Origin of the sequence: Pauljensenia sp. 20925_1_25 (genome assembly GCF_041433955.1) — a bacterium.
Lineage (GTDB): Bacteria > Actinomycetota > Actinomycetes > Actinomycetales > Actinomycetaceae > Pauljensenia.
The window spans coordinates 109,665-128,289 of the sequence record NZ_JAPWCL010000004.1 but is presented as its reverse complement, the minus strand read 5'-3'; the positions used below and the strand labels follow the sequence as shown (position 1 = coordinate 128,289).

Here is an 18,625-nt window from a genome sequence, read left to right as displayed (position 1 = left end):
TCAGGCCTCCAGGAGGAGGGAGTCGTCCCGCTCGTCCGCCCTCTCCCGGGAGAGGGATGCGGACAGGTCTAGCGCGTCGAGCCACTCGGGTGCGCCCCGGGACGAGCATCCCTGGGAGCGATCACTCGGGGACCGACCACTCTGCGATCCGCACGCCTCCAGGGCCCGGCGCAGTGCCCGCAGGTGGCGACCGCGGCGAGTGGGGGCACGCAGGATCGATCCGGGCGCACACTCGACGAGGCCGGGGCTGCGTTCCGCTCGTTCCCCGACCACGAGAGTGAGCGCGGGGGCGGGCGGATGAGCGACCGCCAGGCACGCGGCCATTGCGGCGGCTCCCTCGAGGTTCCCGTGGGTGAGGAGGATGATCGCGTCGGCGCGGATAACCTCGGCGAGGCGAGCAGAGCGGCGATCCCAGCGCCCTGCGTCGACGATGAGGGGTGCCCCGATGGAACGACACGCGGCGGCCACGCGCGGATCGTCGGCGCTCGCTCCCCCGCGCTCGTCGCCGACGAGGGCGGGCACCCCGTCGATGATGGGCAGATGGTCTGACAGGGCGGGCAGGTAGGAATCCTCGCAGGCCTCCAGGTCCGCCCACCTGACGCCCGGCAGGTCATGGTCGCGGGCTCGCGCAACGCCGGGCACCGACCCGGAGGCGTCGACAATGATCGGGCAGGGAGTCCGCACTCTCTCACCGCAGTGATCGGCCTCGTTCCCCCGCCCCAGCCACGGCCTCGTACCGAAGCGATGACGCCCGCTCCCCCAGCGCCGCCACCACGGCGGGAGCGCAGTCGACCGCGCGAGCATGCGCACGAGCGAGGTGACCCCGAGGCCCCCGGCGATCCCGGCCACCATCCAGACGGGGCCGGTGCGCACGCAGCGCCAGGAGGCCTCGGCAATGAGGGAGACGAGCAGGGCAGTGTCCCCGGGCAACACGACCTGGCCACCCGCGCCGACGCGCACGCACGGCACCAGCGCGGGGACGGGCACGCCCGGTGCCGCCAGAACCAGGATCGCGCTGGAGGGTTCGGAGCATACGCGCGCGCCCGCCAACGTGACGGCGTCACGGGCGCGCTCGCAATCGCGCGAGGTCAGGCCGATGAGGGCGACCGAACCCCTAGCACATTCAGTGTTTGTGTCCATCTCCCAACGGTGCGCCCGGGAACGCGCGGGCGTCTACCGGCGGATGCACCCCTGTGGACAACGCCGACACGAAATGCCACCCTGTGCATAGAGGGATCCGACGGCGGACCCCTGTGGATAATCCCGACGCTGGAGTAAACGCGATGGTACGTGCGGCCTTTTTTGACCTGGATAAGACGATTCTGGATACGTCGTCGAACGTGGCGCTATCGGGTCCGTTTATCGAAGCCGGTCTCATGAGTCGTCGCACCGCAATCACCTCATTCCTCGTACAGCTGCCGTACCTGCTCTCGGGCGCGGACGAGTCGCGCATGGGGCAGATGGCCGAGGCCATGGGCCGCATGGCCCGCGGCTGGAACGCCGCGTTCCTCGAGGCCACAGTCGAGGATGCGCTCGAGCGCACGATCGAGCCGGTATGTTACGCGCAGGCGCTGCGCCGCATCGCCTACCACAAGAGCATCGGTGACGTCGTGGTGATCGCGTCAGCGTCGGTGGAGCAGGTGGTGCGCCCGATCGCGACGATGCTCGGCGCGGACGAGGTCTTGGCGTCGAAAGCCGCCGTGGATGAGGACGGATGTTTCACGGGCGAGGTCACGCACTTCAACCAGGCGCAGGGCAAGGCGGACGCATGCGAGGCCCTGGCTCGCTCGCGCGGGTGGGATCTGTCCGAGTGTTCGGCGTACTCGGATTCGGTGTCGGATGCGCCGCTGCTGCGCCTCGTCGGTCACCCCTACGCGGTCAATCCGGACCGCGCGCTGCGCGAGATAGCTGAGCGCGAGGGCTGGCCCACGCTCACCTTCACGTCCACGGTGCGCGTCCTGCCGCGCCGCGTACCCATGCCCGCGAAGATCGCGGTGCCCTTCCTGGTGGGCGTGGCGGTGGGCGTCGCGGCCAGCTCGCTGTTGCGCCGCTGAGCGGCCACGGGCAGCTAGGAGAGCCTGCCCGCCTGCACGTGGCGGGCGACGTCGCGCCCGACCTGGGCACCGTAGACGACGCCCGCGCAGTAGTGGGTGATCCACCGGGCCAGGCCGGCCTCGTCGGCGCTCACCCATCCTGCGAGGGAACGCCCCGCGCGCGCCGGGTCGAGCGCGTCGTAGGCGCTCGGCACGCACACGCCGGTCGGGTCGACGCCGCGGGTGACGAGGATCCACCGGGCCAGTCCCCCTCCCACGACGGACGAGGCCTGGGCGAAGACACGCCGGAATCGGAAGTGGGCGGTCAGAGCGGCGGCGACGGCCAGGGCGGGCGCGTCGCAGCGCGCGTAGCCCAAGGCGGGGGCCAGCAGGGCGGGGTCCGTCGGCACTGCAACCTCACGCGGCGGGGTCAGACCGGTGGCGACCAGGCCGGAACAAGCGTCCCTGTGCAGCCCGGCGATCAGCGCGGGCAGGGGCGTGGGGGCCACGCGTACACCCCCCTGGGAGCGCGTATTAAGGGCAGGAAAGTGGGAGGCGAGGTTCCATTGCGAGCGCCAGATCCCCAGGGCAAGCGCGGCACCCGGGTCCGAGGCAGCGCCTCCTTCGTCCGCCATGGACAGGGCGCGCACGTCGTCGACACTGGTGCGGGCACCCTCGATGATGGACAGGGCGGCGGCTTCGCGAACGGCTGCCTCAGCGCGGGCCTCCTCCCAGCCTCGTCGCAGGCCCTCAGAAAAACGCAGGTCCGCAAGCGCGGCGTGCGCCTCGTCCATGGCGGATGCGACGTCGGGGCGCGCGGCGGCGGCACGCAGCACGGCAGGAGCGGGGTCAACGAGGGCTTCGATACTCACCCCTCTACACTAGGGGCATGACGCTTTTGCAGCATCGAAGCCTCTCCGCGCGCCTGCGCTCGGGTCTTTTCGCGTTCGTGTTCGCCCCCATCGCCCTGGTGTTCCTGGGATCGTCGATGGTGGACGTGCAGGCTCTGGCAGCCGTAGGCCAGCCCCTGGCCTCGGTTGAGGGACTCATCGGCCTGGCGCTCGCCTCCCTGCTCCTGGCGCTCATTGCGCTGAATTGCGAAGAGTCCAGCACGGGAATGGTCGTGACTTTCGCGTGGTCGCTCATTGTGGGAGCCACCCAGTTCTACGGTGTGGCGCGCATCCCGTTTCTCATGAAGTCATCGGTCGAGCCCGACGACATGTCCGCGGGAGTCGTGTGGAGCCTGTACCCGGTGTGTCTGTCCCTGATGCTGGGGGCGTGCGCGCTGACGATCAAGTCTGTGCGGGTGCGCGCCGGGCAGTCGACGCGCATGCCGCTCGCGCGTGTGCACCGTCACGCCTTCGGCACGACGGTCGCGATCCCCGCCGCCCTCGCCGTCGCCGCGCTCATGATCGGTGCGGCACCCTCGAATACGACGAGCGTGGCGGCGCTGGGTCTGGAGGGTGTGCTGAGGGGGCATTCGATGGGCCACGGTCTGGCGGTTGGGGCTGGGCTGGCGTTGGCGCTTATCGTGGTGAGCGCTCGGTGGTCGATCACGGGCACGCAGCTGGCGACGTGGTTGATTCTCGTGCTGCCGACTTACGTGGTGGTGCCGGTCTGGGCGTCGCTGACAGGCAACGTCATCGTTCCAGGGTCGTCGATCCTGACGAAGGTGGCGCTCGCGTGTCCGACGTTGGCGGCGCTCGGGATGGCGACAGGGTGCGCTTCGCTGGGTATCCTATGGGCACGTATCCGCGCGGTGAGGCGCCTCGATTCTGTAGAAGATGCGACTTACAATCAGGGGCCTGCCGCAGAGTAATGCGCACATAAGGCCACTGAAAACGTAATATGTGGGCAGGTATAAAGGAGGAAGCATGTCCGAGAACGAGTCCGACGTCCAGCGCGAGCGCGCCACGGACGACCGCGACAACGTGGTCCTAACCGGTGAAGAGATCGAATTGCCCGGTGACGGTTCCGATGCAGCCGCGATCATCGGCGAGACCAGCGAACCGATCAACACGGGCGAGATCGAGTCAGTTGCAATCGGCGGCCTGACGGGTCGCGTGCCCGGAGCTGCGCCGCTCAAGCCCGCCATTGAAGACAAGATCTCTACCGGCGAGCTGCCCGTCGTCCCCGCACCCGCCGTTGAGTTCGCGGACGAGGCCGACTCAGATCTCGCTTTCGAGGATCAGCTTGAGGATGCTTCCTTTGATGCCCCCGAGGTGGATGGATTCGCCGAGCAGGAGGCCGCACTCGCCGACGATTTCACGGTCGACGATGAGGACACGGAGCCTTCGCGGGTGGATGTGCCCACCGCCAAGGCACCGGTCTTCGCGGAACCTGTCGCGGAGGAGCCCGTGCACTCCCCCATCATGACGCCCGCACAGGCAGCCGCCGCGCTGGGCCTAAACCTGGATTCCGTGCGGGAGGACCACGCCCCGGTCACGCGCGAGAATCACAACCTCGCCGAGGAGGCAGTCATCGAAGACAACAACACCGGGGATCCCACGTACACGGTCGGCGGTGCTGCCGCTGAGGCCACCGAGGCCTCGTCCCCGTCACTATCCTCACGCCGATCCATGATCTTCGGCGACGACGAGCCTTTCTCCCCGTCGATCCCGGCACTCAGCCCCGCCGCTCAGGAGGCGCGCGCCGCCGCTGAGTTCACGGCAGACGCCGCCGAGGAGCATTCGTCCATCGACGTGCCCACGACGAAGCTGCCGAAGCAGAGGGACGAGGAGAGCGCTTACACGGACGTGCCGACGCGCCAGCTGTCCACGCGCCTGTCCGAGCGCAGGGCCGCTTCCCCCTACTCCTTTGAAGACCAGGATCAGACTGACACCACGACCGAGGCTAACCTGGACGGCGCAGCCATCGCGGGTGCCGCTGCGGTCGCGGGCGCCGTGGCAGGCGCAGGTGCAGCTGCGGCCAGGGACGAGGGGCCCCGCCGCCGCTCCCTGCTGAATGCGCAGGACGACGAGCGCGACGCCGCCACCCTGGCCTCGATTGCTTCTGCGGGGCGCGAGCGCTCCGAACAGTCGGCCACGGCTCGACTGGACGAGGAACTCTTCGGCCCGATGCCCACGGCCACCGAGATGCCCTCGCGTACCGGCGCGCACGCCCTGTCCTTCCTGCTGTTCCTGTTCCTCGCACCCCTCGGCTGGTACCTGGCTGCGGACGCGGGTGCCCGCATGACGCTGGCCGAGGATGCACCCATGTTCTCGGGCATCGCATCACTCTCGGCGCTCGGCGAACTGCTCGGCACAATCGTTCTTTCCATGATCCTGTGCGTGATCGCCCGCCGCTCCTCCCTGGGTGCGTGGATCATGGGCCTCCTCTTCCTGCTCATCGGCATGCCCTGGGTCCTTGCTCCCGGCATCACGGCCGCGGTTCTTCAGGCACCGCTGACCGCGCTGTCCAGCGCCAGCCCCTTCGGTGAGAACCTTATGCACCACCTTCAGGCTACCGGTTACTCGGGCCGCTTCGTCCTGCTGGGTGTTCTCCTGATGGGCGTGGGCTACATCAGCCACTGCGCGCGCCGCACTGGCCGCTCCGAGGAGGCACTGCGTACCTCCATCGAGGCTGTTAATCCCGCGGGTGCCCTGTACTCCAAGCGTGCCCGCAAGAAGGCCGCGAAGGACCTGACGCGCAAGTGAAGAACCTGATCCCCGCCAGCGCGATCGAGTTGGAGGGTCCCTGGACCCATCGGCACGTGAGCGCTGGCGGAGCTGCATTTCATGTCGCCGACATGGGCCAGGGCATGGACCATGCGTTGGTTCTGCTGCACGGTTTTCCCGAGCACTGGTGGTCCTGGCGCGAGGTCCTGCCCCTTCTCGCGGAGTCGACGTCGCGCGTGTTGGCCCTCGATTTGCGAGGCTTTGGTACGTCCGATCTAACGCGAGGGGACTGCGACCTGGCTCAGATGGCCGATGATGTGATCGGCGTCGTGCGTGCCCTCGGTATCGCGTCGTTCTCCGTGGCGGGGCTGGGGCTGGGAGGTACGGTCGCGTGGATGATTGGCGCGCTCGCGCCGCTCGAACTGCGCTCGGTAGCGGTCCTGTCGGCTCCTCACCCCCTCGGCGTGCAGCCACTCGTCGGACATGCGCCCTGGGCGGGCGGCCGCGTCCTCCAGGGTCGATTGGCACTGCCCACGGGCCGGGAACGTGCCCTGCGCTCCGGTTCGCTTGTGACGACCGTCTACCGCGCGTGGGCCTCGCCAGCAAACGTGGATGGCCTCGTGTCACAGTCGGGACCCTACCGTGCGGCGCTTCGCCGCCCGTTTGCCGCCCACACGGCCTTGCGGGGACTACGCGCCACCCGTTCACCGTCGCGTGAGCTGCGCCGCACCCTCGCGGAGCCGGTGAAGGTTCCCGTCCTCTCACTCGTGGGGCGTGACGACGGCGCATGGTCGGCGCTCGATCACGCGGCTGACGCGCAGTTTGTCGACGCACCCCTGACCCAGATCGTCATTCGCGAGGCCGGGCACTTTTTGCCCGAGGAAGCACCCCAAATGGTCGCCGAGGCCTTGGCGCAGCACGTCGACGCACACGACATTTAGCTTGTGTTTCATTAGACAGCTCACACAAATCGCAGAATGAAACATGTTTCACCTGATAAATAGGGCATAATGGTGTGATACGCGGTACCTCCTAGTGATCGATATAACGCATGGGGATCACCGCGCAGCCTCAAACGGAACGCCCGAGCAATCGGGCACGAGCGGAAGGAGCTCCGCACCATGATCGGTGACGGCAACTTCATCAGCCAGGTGCCGCTGTTCGGTGGCCTTGATGATGCACAACAGGTGTCCCTCCAGCAGAAGATGGGTCATACGACCCTGCGTCGCGGTGAGACACTCTTCGACGAAGGCGATCTCGGTGATCGCCTTTACATCGTGACCGAGGGCAAAGTCAAGCTCGGCCACACCTCGAGCGACGGCCGCGAGTCCCTCCTCGCCGTCCTCGGCCCCGGCGAGATCATCGGTGAGCTCACGCTCTTCGATCCGGGTCCGCGTTCAACCACCGCGACCGCCGTGTCCCCGGCCTCGCTCCTCTTCCTCGAGCACGAGGATCTCATGCACGTGCTCGACACCAACCCGACGCTGGCGAAGCACATGCTGCGCGCCCTCGCACAGCGCCTGCGCCGCACCAACGAATCTCTCTCCGACCTCGTCTTCTCCGACGTGCCCGGCCGCGTCGCCAAGGCCCTCCTGGATCTGGCTGACCGCTTCGGCACCGCAACCGACAAGGGCGTCCACGTGCCTCACGACCTCACGCAGGAAGAGCTGGCCCAGCTGGTTGGCGCCTCCCGTGAGACGGTTAACAAGTCGCTCGCCGACTTCGTGTCGCGCGGCTGGATCCGCCTGGAGGGTCGCGCCGTGACCCTCCTCGACGTTGACCGCCTGGCGCGCCGCGCCCGCTGATTTCTCACGCGAGTGGGGCCCGATACTGAGAGGTATCGGGCCCCACTCGCGTCTCAGGATACGGAAAAGGCCGCGGCCACTCACGCACCTGAATGCGCGACGCCTGCCACGGCCTCGTCCATGTTCACCGACGCATCGGTCAGTTCTGAATCGCTCGCTCAGCCCTCAATCGGACGCTTGAGGTAGGCGACCAGATTCTCGGCACCCGTCGGTCCCGGGATGACCTGGACGAGTTCCCACCCGTCGGCTCCCCACTGATCGAGGATGGCTTTCGTCGCATGCGTGAGCAGCGGAATCGTGGCGTATTCCCATTTAGTCATGAGTTCATCCTACCTGCCATCTGGGGGCGAACGTAGGACAAAACCCGAGGCACATGCGGACTGCGCAACTCCCTGGCAAGCGAGTCATCCGAGGAACGCAACCACTCCAGCCAATCCTCCGCATGCGGATAATGGCGCAGAATCGCGCGACGCTCCCGCTCTGTCAGGCCACCCCACACGCCGTAGTTGGCCTCGGATTGCAGAGCATCCGCCAGACACTCGATACGAACCTCGCACTCGTAGCAGCGCAAGCGAATCTGGCGCTGCGATGCACCCTGCACGAAGAGCGCGTCCGGCTCAGTAGACGCGCACAGTGCGCGCGCGACCCAACTCTGGTCGTCGCCGTGAGCTGACATCGTCGATCTCCACCTCACTCTACTCCGAGTCCTACATGTGACCATACACACATACCATTGTGGGTGCAAACGGTGCGACTTGCTATTAGTGCGCCAGCGCATGCACGATCAGGCGATTGTCACGCCTCGCGAGGTGTCAGATGAGCCAGGCGGCACGTAAGCTAGGAACATGTCGCACTCTCATTCCCGCGCTGTCCGGCCAACCCAGCTGTTCGCCCTCCTCTTGGCGTTCCTGAGCGTTTCAGCTCTGATGGGTGTCGTCGGAGCAGGCATGCTCGTCCCCATCGCGGGACCCACCGCGCTTGTCGCGAAGTCCGCTCCCTCGGTGTTCAACGAGCTGCCGGGCGATCTGCAGACTGTCGCCCCGGCTGAGGAATCGCAAATCCTCGACTCGTCGGGCGCGGTGATTGCGCACTTCTACGACAAGCAGCGCATCGTCGTTCCCAGCGCGAACATTTCTGACGTCATGAAGAAGGCGATTATCGCGATCGAGGATAAGCGCTTCTACGAGCATAACGGCGTGGACGCCACCGGTATCGCCCGCGCGTTCGTGACGAACCTGGGCGACTCCGGCCGTCAGGGTGCCTCCACGATCACCCAGCAGTACGTGCGCAACTCGCTGGCTGAGCGCGGCTATCTCGAGGGCGACGCCGATCAGGTCAGCGCTGCTACCGAGCAGACCACCGAGCGTAAGCTCCGCGAAATCAAGTACGCGCTGGCACTGGAGAAGACCCAGTCGAAAGATGAGATCCTCACCGGCTACCTGAACATCGCGCCCTTCGGCCCCATTACCTACGGCGTTGAGGCCGCCTCGCAGCGCTACTTCTCGAAGTCCGCCTCCGAATTGAACTACCTCGAGTCCGCCCTCCTGGCTGGCCTCGTGCAGTCCCCCGTCCAGTACGATCCCCTCGTTCACCCCGATGCCGCTAAGGAACGCCGCAACACGGTCCTAGCCGCTATGCTCGAGCAGAACGTCATCACGCAGGAAGAGTACGACAAGGGCATCGACACAACCATCGACTCGATGCTGCACCCGACCGTTTCCTCGGAAGGTTGTTCCGGCGCGGAATCCTCCAAGGCCTACTTCTGCGACTACGTCTTGGCTCAGTTCCTGGAGGACCCCACCTTCGGTGAGACCCGCACCGAGCGCGAGCGCATGCTCAAGACCCAGGGCATCACGATCCGCACCACGATGGATCCCACGATGCAAAACGCCGCCTTCTCCTCGCTGACACACACAATTCCCGTCGGCGATGCCTCCGGCCTTAACGATGCGCTTGTCTCTCTCGACCCACGCTCGGGCCGCGTCCTGGCCATGGCCCAGAACACGACGTACGGCATTGAGAGCGGCGAAACCATGTCGAACTACTCGGCCGATGGAAACTTCCAGGTCGGCTCGACGTTCAAGGTCTTCACTCTGCTCGAGTGGTTCAAGGAGGGGCACTCCGCCTACGAGACGGTCGGCTCCAACAACACGTTCTACGGCAACGGATCCTTCAAGTGCGGTGGTCGCGCCATCTACACTGACGGCTACCAGGTCAACGACCTCGCGGGCAAGACCGGCACCATGAATGTCGTGCGCGCGACCGGCCAGTCGGTCAACCAGGCGTTCGTCAACATGGCCTCGCGCGTGGACTTCTGCGCGATCTTCGACACGGCCTATAACATGGGCATTACCGAGGACGGCGAGGTCCCCTCACCCTTCCCCGCAAATATCCTGGGTTCTGTGTCCTCCTCCCCGCTGCAGATGGCCTCCGTGTTCGGAGCCATTGCGAACTCCGGCCAGCAGTGCACGCCGCAGTCCATCGAGTCGGTAACCGACCGTGACGAGAACGTCCTCAAGGAGTTCTCCGCGGACTGCAAGGAGGTCATCTCCGCCGACGTCGCCAACAAGACGGCTGCCCTGCTGACTGCCTCCGCCGGCCAGTACTACACGTCCACGCGTCTGGGCGACGGCCGCCCCTTCGCCGCCAAGTCGGGTACGACCGACGGCCACGCAAACACCTGGCTGACGGGCTTCACCCCCTCCGTCGTCACGTCCGCGTGGGTGGGCCACGGCGCGAACTCCTCGCAGGAAGTCGGTTCCGTGACCATCAACGGCAAGTACTACGGTGAGATCTACGGTGAGACCTTCGTCGGCCAGAACATCTGGGCACCCTACATGACGCAAATCCTCGCCGGAACGCCCGTTGAGAACGTGTCCAGCGCGAACATTGGCTCATCCACGAGTCGCTCGAACCCAACCCCGGCTCCGACCAGCAGCAACTGATATGACACCGACACTGACCGATACCGCTGTCTCGTTCTCCCGACGAGGCCTTGGGGTCCTGCGCACTGCAGGTGCCGTCATCGGGGGGCTCGGACTCGCCGGGATCGCGGCGGGTGGTGCCGCGCTGGCATGGGGTTCAATTGAGCGAACTATGCCCACCCTGCGCCGCTACGATGTGCCCATCGAGCGCGACGTCCCCGAGGTGACGATTCTCCAGATCGCTGACCTCCATCTCTTCGCCGGGCAGGAGTTCCTGCTCCACTTCCTCTCCGATGTCGCCTCCTCCGAGCGCTTCGACATGGTCGTGGCGACGGGCGACAACTTCGGGTCGCTTGATGCTTTCGACATGGTGATGGACGCCTACCGGCCGTTCCTGTCGTATCCAGGCGCCTTCGTCCTAGGGTCAAACGACTACTATTCGCCGATCCCCAAGCCCTGGACGCGCTACCTGATGCGTTCCACGCCGCCTCCCGCACGCGTCGTCCCGGACCTGCCCTACCTGCCGATGGTTCGCCAGATGCGCGACGCCGGATGGGTGGATCTATCCAACGCGTCGGGCACGCTGTCGCTGTCCGGCGGGACCGTCTCGCTCCTGGGGACCGACGACGCGCACATTTTCCGGGACCGCATGGTAGCCCCAGCCTCGTCGTGGGAAGAACCCGGGGCGCTACGCCTGGGCATTACGCACGCGCCCTACACGCGCGTCGTGTCTGCGCTCACCAGTGAGGGGGCCGACCTGATCCTGGCCGGTCACACGCACGGTGGTCAGATCGGTATCCCTGGCATGGGGGCGATCATTACGAATTGCGACATCGCACGCCACTACGCCAAGGGCCTGAATCGTTGGGAGGCACCCGACGGCTCCCAGGCATGGCTGCACGTCTCGGCTGGTCTGGGCACGTCACCCCACGCCAAGGTGCGCATCGCAACGCGACCCGAGGCCTCCCTCATCCACGTGCATCCCGCGTAGCTGAGGCTCAGTGTGGGCCACTCACCGCACGCTCATCTTTGCGGCGTGGCACACACTTCCCATTGTCCGCCGATCTCGGTTTGGGTTTTCCGACGAGGTATGGCTATACTCATTGGGCACCGGGGTGTGGCGCAGCTTGGTAGCGCGCTTCGTTCGGGACGAAGAGGCCGTGGGTTCAAATCCCGCCACCCCGACGGTGAATCGCCGGGACCGTTTGGTCCCGGCGATTTTGTATGTGCATAGCCAGGCCGACTGCCAGCACGGGCGCAAGGGCGGGAATGAGGCCGGGGCGGGTGGTGTGGCGACCATGCAGCACGCGCCGACTGCGGTGCCCGAGGGCGGCGGCAGGGCACCCCTTCGGCATGCGGGCGGGCCGACGCCCTCGGGTGCAGAAAGCAGCTGGGGAGGCGGGCCGACGCCCTTGAGCACAGAGAAGGGTCACCGGCACTGCGCGGTAACGATAGAGAACGGCGACCCTACCCATCAGCAGCACGGTCGCCAAGGCCCGCACGTACGCAGCAGCCATGTCCACAATGTAGAGGCGTGCATCACAAATCTTTTTCACGTCATAAACTTTCAGTGCATCCATTCTCACGACATCTAGGAGCACCCATGAAGCGTCGTCTTACTGCCGCCGCTCTCGCCCTCATCTTCCCGCTTAGCATGGCTGCCTGCGGGTCCCAGTCGACGGCTGACGCCTGCAAGGAAATCGCGACGGCACGTACCTCCGTTCACCAGTACTCGGCCGAACACTCGATTCTGGACATGCCCTTCAGCGAAGTTCCAGATCATCTGAAGAAGCTGCTGGACACGTACAGGGACGCCGGTAAGAAGGTCAGCAACAAGGAAGTCAAGGCTGCTTTCAACGATATCCTCAAGGACCTCGACAAGTCCGTTGAATTCCTCAGGGACGACACTCCCACCACCTCGCCGGAATACGAGCAGAATGAGGAAGACATCGACAACCACGGACAGGTGCTGAAGAATCTCTGCGGGTTCACCTTGGACTGGTGAGCAGTTGCTGACGCGCACACCAAGCCAGGAGGGGCAACCCGGGTGGGTTGTCCCTCCCCCCGCCAGTCGCTCATACACGACTTCCCACGTACTTCTTACAGGCATTAGCATGTCGCTGTACGCCATCGACACATCCAGGAGATTTCATGAAGCATCGTCTCGCCGCCACCGCCCTGATCCTCATGCTTCCACTTGGCATGGCTGCCTGCGGATCCACCCAGTCCACGGCTGACGCCTGCAAGGAGATCGCGACCGCGCGCGATGCGGTCCTCAAGGAATCAGAGTCGGTGGACATCTCCTCGATGAATAGCCAGCAGGAGTACGCCGTTTTCCTCGCAAAGATGACTGGCATCTACAAGGAATCCGCAAAGAAGGTCACCAACAAGGACGTGAAGACTGCTTTTAAGGACGTCCTCGACGACCTCGACAAGCTGGTTAACCTGTTGAATACCGATGAAAACGCGAGCGCGTCACCCGATTATGAGTCCATTCAGGACAACATGGACACCCACGGGGAGGCACTGAATAACCTCTGTGGCTTCACGTGGGACAGGTAACCCAACGCTGGTAAGCGGCTCGTCTGGAGAACCCCACCGAGCAGCCCCTTGAGCAACGTCTCGCAGAGTGGTGCCATGGATCACCCAGTAACCATCCCACAGATTTTTTTCAGACGATAGACTTTCACCGTACCCATCATCAATGCACTAGGAGCATTCCCATGAAGCGCCGTCTCGTCGCCGCTGCCCTCGTCCTCGTTTTCCCCTTCGGTATGGCCGCCTGTGGCGCCCAGTCCAAGGAAGCCGCCTGCAAGCAGATCCAGAAGGCTGCGACTACCGCCAGCTCTGAGATCAATTTCGACTCCAATAGCGACGGAAAAGATATCAAGGAGAACCTGGATAAGGCTCTCAAGATCTACAAGAAGGCCGCCAAGAAGGTCACCAACAAGAAGGTTAAGCCCGCCTTCAAGAACCTCATCGCCGACCTCGAGAAGTTCCGCGACCTCGCAGACAAGGACAGCTCCGACGTGTCTACGGAAGACTTTCAGGTCCTGCAGGACATCTCCACCCATGGCCAGGAGCTGAACGACATTTGCGGTTTCAAGTGGGATTCCGGCAAGTGATACTTCGCTGACACCATCAGCCATGCGGGGAGGGACGCCCAACCGGGTGCCCTCCCCGTCCACCACCAGCGTCACTGTCGCGGTCATCGATACTGACCCTCTGCCGCGAGACCATCGACCCACCCTTTAGGAATTCCCATGAAGCGTCGCCTCATTGCTGCCGCCCTCGTCCTTGTTTTCCCCTTCGGCATGGCCGCCTGCGGCTCCCAATCCAAGGCAGCCGCCTGTCATGAGATCGACAATGCTGCGGCTAGCGCCAGCGAGCAGGCACAAAAGAACGGGCAGACCACCAGCAGAGATCCGAAGGTCCTCAGGGACCGGATGGCTGACCTGGCCTCTACCTACAAGAAGGCCTCAAAGAAGGTCAAGAACAAGAAGGTTAAGCCTGTTTTTCAGAGCTTCATCGCTGACATGGAGAGGATCATCAAACTCTATGATGACGGCGATACCACGTTTTCTTCCAGCGAGTTCGACAGTGCCATGATAGACATGGAGAATCACGGGAAGAAACTCAGCGATCTGTGCGGCTTCGGATGGAACATTGGAAGCTGATACGCCAATGACGACTCCGTTGAGTCTATCGGGAGGGACAACCCGAGGCATGCTTTTCCTCGCGCCATGAAAAATCTGACCACGACAACCTACGCCACACAGGCCTCGTACCGCACCCATACCTCGTCGGTTACCCGCTCGCCATGTGGCGAGTTGTACATCGCCGGGACCACTCCCCTACACTTCCACTATGTCCATCAACGCTCTCAAAGGAGCCAGCATGAAGCGTCGCCTCATCGCCGCTGCCCTCATCCTCGTTTTCCCCTTCGGCTTGGCCGCCTGCGGTGCCCAATCCAAGGAAGCCGCTTGCAAACATATCCAGAAGGCAGCTGTCAGCGCCAACAAAAGCGCCAAGATCAAGGGCACTTCCCCTGACGACATCCGGGACAGTTTGGACCAGATCATCAAGACCTACAAGAAAGCCAACAAGAAGATCACCAATAAGAAGGTCAAGGCTGCCTTCACCCCTCTTATTGAAGACCTTGAGAAGCTTCGCGACGCTACGAAGTCGCCCGGCGCTTCGACGGGTGGCCCTGACCTCATGACAGACATGTCAAACCATGGAAAGGCGCTGAACGACCTCTGCGGCTTCGACTGGGGCACCGGACAGTGACCCGTCACTAACCATGCATGCGATACCGGGTGGGGCGGCCTTCATGGTCACCCCACCCATCTTTTCCCAGGCGTAAACGCATGCCTTTCCAAGCAAAGAGACGCGGAGCATAGGGGAAGACCACCCTTCACACAGGGAGTTTTGCCCAACTTTAACCGCACGGCTAGACTTTCAGTGTATCCTTCCATGCTTTCAAAGGAGAACCCATGAAACAGCGCATCGCAGCCGCCATGCTTATCATCCTGATGCCGCTCAGCCTGGCCGCGTGCGGTGGCGAGAAGGCTAACCCCTCGTCCGCCACCCCCTCGTCGGAGTCCAGCTCCGCTGCCACCCAGAACACTGCCCCTGCTGGCAACCAGTCCAAGGAAGACGCTTGCAAGGAAATCGAAAAGGCGATGGCAGACGCCAGCGAAACCGTGACGAGCGCTACTTCAGAGATGGGCACTGACCCCGCCAGCATCAAGAACGCGTTCGACTCGATTGCGGACGCCTACGCGACGGCATCTGAGAAGATCTCCAACGAGGACATCAAGAAGTCTGTCGACCAGGTCACTGCTGACTGGCGCAACGCTGGCGAGAAGGCCGCCGCCATCTCCACCACGAACGGGTCCGGACTGAACGAATACACGCAGGCGGTCAACGACGTGAGCACCCACCAGAATGAACTCTTCGCCACGTGCGGACTTATGTCGACCAGTAACTGATGTGCCGCTGGCATAGTCAGCAAGATGAAGAGGGACGACCCGCAGGGTCGTCCCTCTTCATCTATCTGCGCGGGCTGTATCTCCCACCCATCCGCGTGGTATGAGCGCCCGAGGGCACCCAGGCCTCGTCACTTCAGGCCTGACCACCGTTCTTCCAGCGACGGAAGAACGTCGCCAGTAGTGCACCAGACAGGTTGTGCCAGACGGAGAAGACGGCCGCCGGGAGCGCAGTTTCTGGGGTGGCGGCGAAGTGGGTCTTCGCCAGCGTCGCGGCCAGCGCGGAATTCTGCATACCGACCTCGATCGCGGTCGTGCGCGCGGCCTTATCGGAGCCGCCTCCGACGCGTCCAGCCAGGTAGCCAAGGAGGTAGCCCAGCAGGTTGTGGCAGATGACCACCGCGATGATGAGGGCACCAGACGTCAGGATCTTGTCGACCGACCCCGACACGACGACGAGCAGCACGTAGCAGATGCCCAACACCGAGATCCAGGGCAGGAGCGGCAGGATCTTCTCCACGAGCTGGCCCGCGACGAAGCGAACGATAAAGCCTCCAAGCACGGGAGCGAGGACCATCAGCAGGATGTTCTGCGCCATCGCTGCGCCATCCACCGGCATACGCGAGCCGACCAGCCAGGCGGTGAGCAGCGGCGTCATGAGGGGCGCGAGCAGAGTCGAAATCGAGGTCATGGTGACCGACAGCGCGACGTCCGCTTTCGCCAGATAGGAGATCACGTTCGAGGCCGTACCACCGGGCGCGCAGCCGACGAGGATCACGCCGACCGCGACCGCGTCGGGTAGGCGGAACACGTAGCACAGGATCCAGCCGACGAGGGGCATGATCAGGTACTGGGCGACAACACCCACGAGCACGGGCAGAGGACGCTTCACGATGAGTCCAAAGTCGGGAATCGTCAGGGTCAGGCCCATGCCGAACATGATGACGCCCAGTGCCCAGCTGACGCCGGGGGCCAGCGGCTTGAAGGTCGCGGGAGTGACCATGGCGATCGCGAATGCTGCCAGGATCAGCAGCGGGAAGACCGTCACGGCGATGCGCGCGCTGCGATCTTCGGAGGAAAGCGAAGGAGACTGAGTGGTGACTGTATCTGATGTGGACATGCCACCCATATTTCACCGATTGTTGAATTTTTCCCTTCCGCGTCTCACGTTGTGATCAGTTCAGTATTGAGACTCACAAGACAACTTCACTAAGCTAAGGCTATGCACAGTGCCGCGCCAACGACTGACTCCGCCCCCGCTCACCCCCAGCAGAAATCCCCGGACGATACGTGCAGGTATTCCCACAGCCGCCCAAAAATGCGACACCATAAGAATCCCCGCATGCGCGAATTACAGCGCAAGGGCTGGATCTCCGACCAGCACGGCGCATGGACGATGATGGCCCTCCCACCGCTGCTCGGATGGGCGCTGTCCCTGACCTTCGTATGGATGGTCGTCCTCATGCTGGTGGCGTGGGCAATGGCGTTCCAGATGTTCTCGGCCGTGTGTCTGTGGGTCAAGACCCCTACGAAGCGCCGCGGTCGCATCGTGCCCGCGATCCTGACCTACAGCGTCCTCGCAGCGATCCCCGGCATCACCCTCCTGGCGATGCGCCCGCAGCTACTGTGGTGGGCAATCGCGTTCGCTCCCTTGGCCTCGTCCGCGCTCTTCCTCGTGTGGAAGGGGCGCGAGCGCTCCCTGGGTGCCCGCGCGGCCTCGATCCTGGCGGGCGGCATCATGGGTCCCGTCGCTTTCGCGCTGGCGACAGCAGATGGCTCGCCGGCGGCGGTGACCCCGCACGCGTGGGCAGCGTGCACGGTGTTCACGCTGCACTATGTTGGCACGGTGCCGCTGGTGCGCTCGATGATCCGCGGCCGCAAGGACCCGCGCTGGGCGATGGGGGCGGCACTGTTTCACGCTTGTTGCACGCTCGGCGTGACCGCAGCGTGGTGGTTCGGCGCGCTATCGATCTGGCCCGCCCTCGTGTGGGTGTGCCTGACGGCGCGCGCGTGGGTGATGCCGACGCTGAGCCGCACCCGAAAGCATCCCCTCTCCCCCAGGTTGATCGGCTTCACCGAGATCGCCTGGTCGGCTCTGTTGTTCGTGGTGCTGTTGATCCCGTAACCGCATCCGCCCGCCGCGTGGGCGTGTCCGACTGATCGGGCGCGCCCACGCGCACAGGTACCTACGCGCTGATTCCGTGGGTGCGCGCGAACTCGGCGGCCACCGAATAGAAGAGGTCATTCTGCTCGCGGCTGCCCACGGAGACGCGCACGCCTTCGCGGAAGGGACGCACGATGAGGCCGACGCGGGCGCATTCGTCGACGAGGCCGTAGACGCTTCCGCGCAGCAGGTAGAAGTTCGACTGCGTGTCGGGGATGTCGTATCCGAGGTCGCGCAGGGCGGGAACGATACGTTCGCGTTCAGCGACGATGTCGGCGACCGCGCGCTGAACACCCTCTGCGTCTGCGAGCGAGGCCAGGGCAGCGGCGAGCGCGAGGGAGTTGACGCCGAAGGGCACGAGGAGGGACTGAATCGCGCCGATGACCTCGGCATCGCCGATAGCGTAGCCGACGCGTACGCCAGCCAGGGCGTGTGCCTTAGAGAAGGTCCGCATGACAACAACGTTGGGGTGGGTCTCGATGAGCGGGACCGCGGTGCGCACGCCGGGTTTGGTCGCAAAATCGATGTAGGCCTCGTCGACGATGATCATGACGTCGTCGGGGGCATCAGCGACGAAGGAGGCGATCTCCTCGTAGGTGAGGGCGGGGCCGGTCGGGTTGTTGGGAGAACAGAGGATGAGCGCGACAGTGTCATCCGTGATGGCCTCGCGCATGGCGACGAGGTCGTGGCTGCCATCCGGGAGGAGTGGCACGGGAACGGGGTCGGCCCCCACGGTCGGGACGGCGATCGGGTAGGACTCGAAGGAGCGCCACGGGAAGACGACCTGGGTGCCCGGCTGGCACACGGCGGACAGCGCAGCGACGAGGATCGCCGAGGAGCCGGTACCGACACACACCTGGTCCGCACCCACGCCGAAGCGGTTCCCGAGGGCTTCGCGCAGGGGCGCGGCGGTCAGGTCGGGGTAACGGTTGATCGTCTGGAGCTCGCGGGCGATCGCTTCCAGCACGGCCGGGCTGGGCGGGGTCGGCATCTCGTTGGATGAGATTTTGACGGCGTCGGGCGCGGACTTGCTGGGCTTGTAGCGAGGTAGGGAGAGGACGGCGGGCCGAAAGCGCAGGTTGCTCATGTGT

Annotated in this window: 20 protein-coding genes and 1 tRNA gene; 15 read left to right on the top strand and 6 right to left on the bottom strand. The window is 64.6% G+C overall.

The window, feature by feature from the left end; all coding sequences use genetic code 11:
• A complete protein-coding gene (locus O3932_RS03330) occupies positions 1–1,140 on the bottom strand; it encodes a hypothetical protein (protein ID WP_371536236.1) in 1,140 nt (379 codons plus the stop codon).
• A gap of 143 nt (positions 1,141–1,283) precedes the next feature.
• Here O3932_RS03330 and O3932_RS03325 point away from each other — a divergent pair, with 143 nt between their 5' ends.
• Complete coding sequence (locus O3932_RS03325; RefSeq protein ID WP_009649116.1) at positions 1,284–2,054, top strand: HAD family phosphatase; 771 nt, start codon at positions 1,284–1,286, stop codon at positions 2,052–2,054.
• 14 nt (positions 2,055–2,068) lie between these two features.
• Here O3932_RS03325 and O3932_RS03320 read toward each other — a convergent pair whose 3' ends face one another.
• The gene (locus tag O3932_RS03320; RefSeq protein WP_009649112.1) at positions 2,069–2,905 is read right to left on the bottom strand and encodes a hypothetical protein; all 837 of its coding nucleotides are present in this window, start codon (positions 2,903–2,905) and stop codon (positions 2,069–2,071) included.
• 17 nt (positions 2,906–2,922) lie between these two features.
• Between O3932_RS03320 and O3932_RS03315 the strand changes: the two genes are divergently transcribed.
• The 4 genes from O3932_RS03315 (at position 2,923) to O3932_RS03300 (ending at position 7,455) form a co-directional block, all read left to right on the top strand.
• On the top strand, positions 2,923–3,852 hold the full coding sequence (locus O3932_RS03315; RefSeq protein ID WP_296502237.1) for a hypothetical protein: 930 nt from the start codon (positions 2,923–2,925) through the stop codon (positions 3,850–3,852).
• Between the two features lie 55 nt (positions 3,853–3,907).
• On the top strand, positions 3,908–5,689 hold the full coding sequence (locus O3932_RS03310) for a hypothetical protein (RefSeq protein WP_371536234.1): 1,782 nt from the start codon (positions 3,908–3,910) through the stop codon (positions 5,687–5,689).
• Complete coding sequence (locus O3932_RS03305) at positions 5,686–6,591, top strand: alpha/beta hydrolase (protein WP_314569605.1); 906 nt, start codon at positions 5,686–5,688, stop codon at positions 6,589–6,591. The genes O3932_RS03310 and O3932_RS03305 overlap by 4 nt, the downstream gene beginning before the upstream one ends.
• 180 nt (positions 6,592–6,771) lie before the next feature.
• Positions 6,772–7,455 (top strand): Crp/Fnr family transcriptional regulator, encoded by a 684-nt coding sequence (locus tag O3932_RS03300; RefSeq protein WP_009649109.1) that lies wholly within the window; start codon positions 6,772–6,774, stop codon positions 7,453–7,455.
• A 158-nt stretch (positions 7,456–7,613) separates the two neighbouring features.
• Here the strand turns inward: O3932_RS03300 and O3932_RS03295 are convergent, their stop codons facing one another.
• Both O3932_RS03295 and O3932_RS03290 read right to left on the bottom strand, forming a co-directional pair.
• Positions 7,614–7,775 carry a DUF4177 domain-containing protein gene (locus O3932_RS03295; RefSeq protein ID WP_009648127.1) on the bottom strand — a complete coding sequence of 54 codons (162 nt, stop codon included), beginning with the start codon at positions 7,773–7,775 and terminating at the stop codon, positions 7,614–7,616.
• The gene (locus O3932_RS03290; RefSeq protein ID WP_009648129.1) at positions 7,772–8,131 is read right to left on the bottom strand and encodes a WhiB family transcriptional regulator; all 360 of its coding nucleotides are present in this window, start codon (positions 8,129–8,131) and stop codon (positions 7,772–7,774) included. Before O3932_RS03290 ends, O3932_RS03295 begins: the two co-directional genes overlap by 4 nt.
• A gap of 169 nt (positions 8,132–8,300) precedes the next feature.
• Between O3932_RS03290 and O3932_RS03285 the strand changes: the two genes are divergently transcribed.
• From O3932_RS03285 to O3932_RS03245, 9 genes are all read left to right on the top strand, one after another.
• Positions 8,301–10,400 (top strand): transglycosylase domain-containing protein, encoded by a 2,100-nt coding sequence (locus tag O3932_RS03285; protein ID WP_034504889.1) that lies wholly within the window; start codon positions 8,301–8,303, stop codon positions 10,398–10,400.
• Between the two features lies 1 nt (position 10,401).
• Positions 10,402–11,370, top strand: a complete 969-nt coding sequence (locus O3932_RS03280; protein WP_371536231.1) for a metallophosphoesterase — start codon at positions 10,402–10,404, stop codon at positions 11,368–11,370.
• A gap of 120 nt (positions 11,371–11,490) precedes the next feature.
• Positions 11,491–11,564, top strand: a tRNA-Pro gene (locus tag O3932_RS03275).
• A gap of 418 nt (positions 11,565–11,982) precedes the next feature.
• A complete protein-coding gene (locus tag O3932_RS03270; protein ID WP_371536229.1) occupies positions 11,983–12,384 on the top strand; it encodes a hypothetical protein in 402 nt (133 codons plus the stop codon).
• A 146-nt stretch (positions 12,385–12,530) separates the two neighbouring features.
• The gene (locus O3932_RS03265; protein WP_371536227.1) at positions 12,531–12,941 is read left to right on the top strand and encodes a hypothetical protein; all 411 of its coding nucleotides are present in this window, start codon (positions 12,531–12,533) and stop codon (positions 12,939–12,941) included.
• Between the two features lie 161 nt (positions 12,942–13,102).
• Positions 13,103–13,504, top strand: a complete 402-nt coding sequence (locus tag O3932_RS03260) for a hypothetical protein (RefSeq protein ID WP_296502250.1) — start codon at positions 13,103–13,105, stop codon at positions 13,502–13,504.
• A gap of 138 nt (positions 13,505–13,642) precedes the next feature.
• Complete coding sequence (locus O3932_RS03255) at positions 13,643–14,056, top strand: hypothetical protein (protein WP_371536224.1); 414 nt, start codon at positions 13,643–13,645, stop codon at positions 14,054–14,056.
• 190 nt (positions 14,057–14,246) lie between these two features.
• Positions 14,247–14,669, top strand: coding sequence for a hypothetical protein (locus O3932_RS03250; RefSeq protein WP_232204150.1), 423 nt, complete (start codon positions 14,247–14,249; stop codon positions 14,667–14,669).
• A 206-nt stretch (positions 14,670–14,875) separates the two neighbouring features.
• Positions 14,876–15,373 (top strand): hypothetical protein, encoded by a 498-nt coding sequence (locus O3932_RS03245; RefSeq protein WP_371536221.1) that lies wholly within the window; start codon positions 14,876–14,878, stop codon positions 15,371–15,373.
• Positions 15,374–15,506: 133 nt separating this feature from the next.
• Here O3932_RS03245 and O3932_RS03240 read toward each other — a convergent pair whose 3' ends face one another.
• A complete protein-coding gene (locus O3932_RS03240) occupies positions 15,507–16,490 on the bottom strand; it encodes a bile acid:sodium symporter family protein (RefSeq protein ID WP_315295090.1) in 984 nt (327 codons plus the stop codon).
• Positions 16,491–16,712: 222 nt separating this feature from the next.
• Here O3932_RS03240 and O3932_RS03235 point away from each other — a divergent pair, with 222 nt between their 5' ends.
• A complete protein-coding gene (locus O3932_RS03235) occupies positions 16,713–17,495 on the top strand; it encodes a YwiC-like family protein (RefSeq protein ID WP_371536218.1) in 783 nt (260 codons plus the stop codon).
• A gap of 61 nt (positions 17,496–17,556) precedes the next feature.
• Here the strand turns inward: O3932_RS03235 and O3932_RS03230 are convergent, their stop codons facing one another.
• Entirely contained in the window at positions 17,557–18,621 is a 1,065-nt protein-coding gene (locus O3932_RS03230; RefSeq protein ID WP_009647572.1) for a histidinol-phosphate transaminase, read from the bottom strand.
• Positions 18,622–18,625 lie beyond the last annotated feature (4 nt).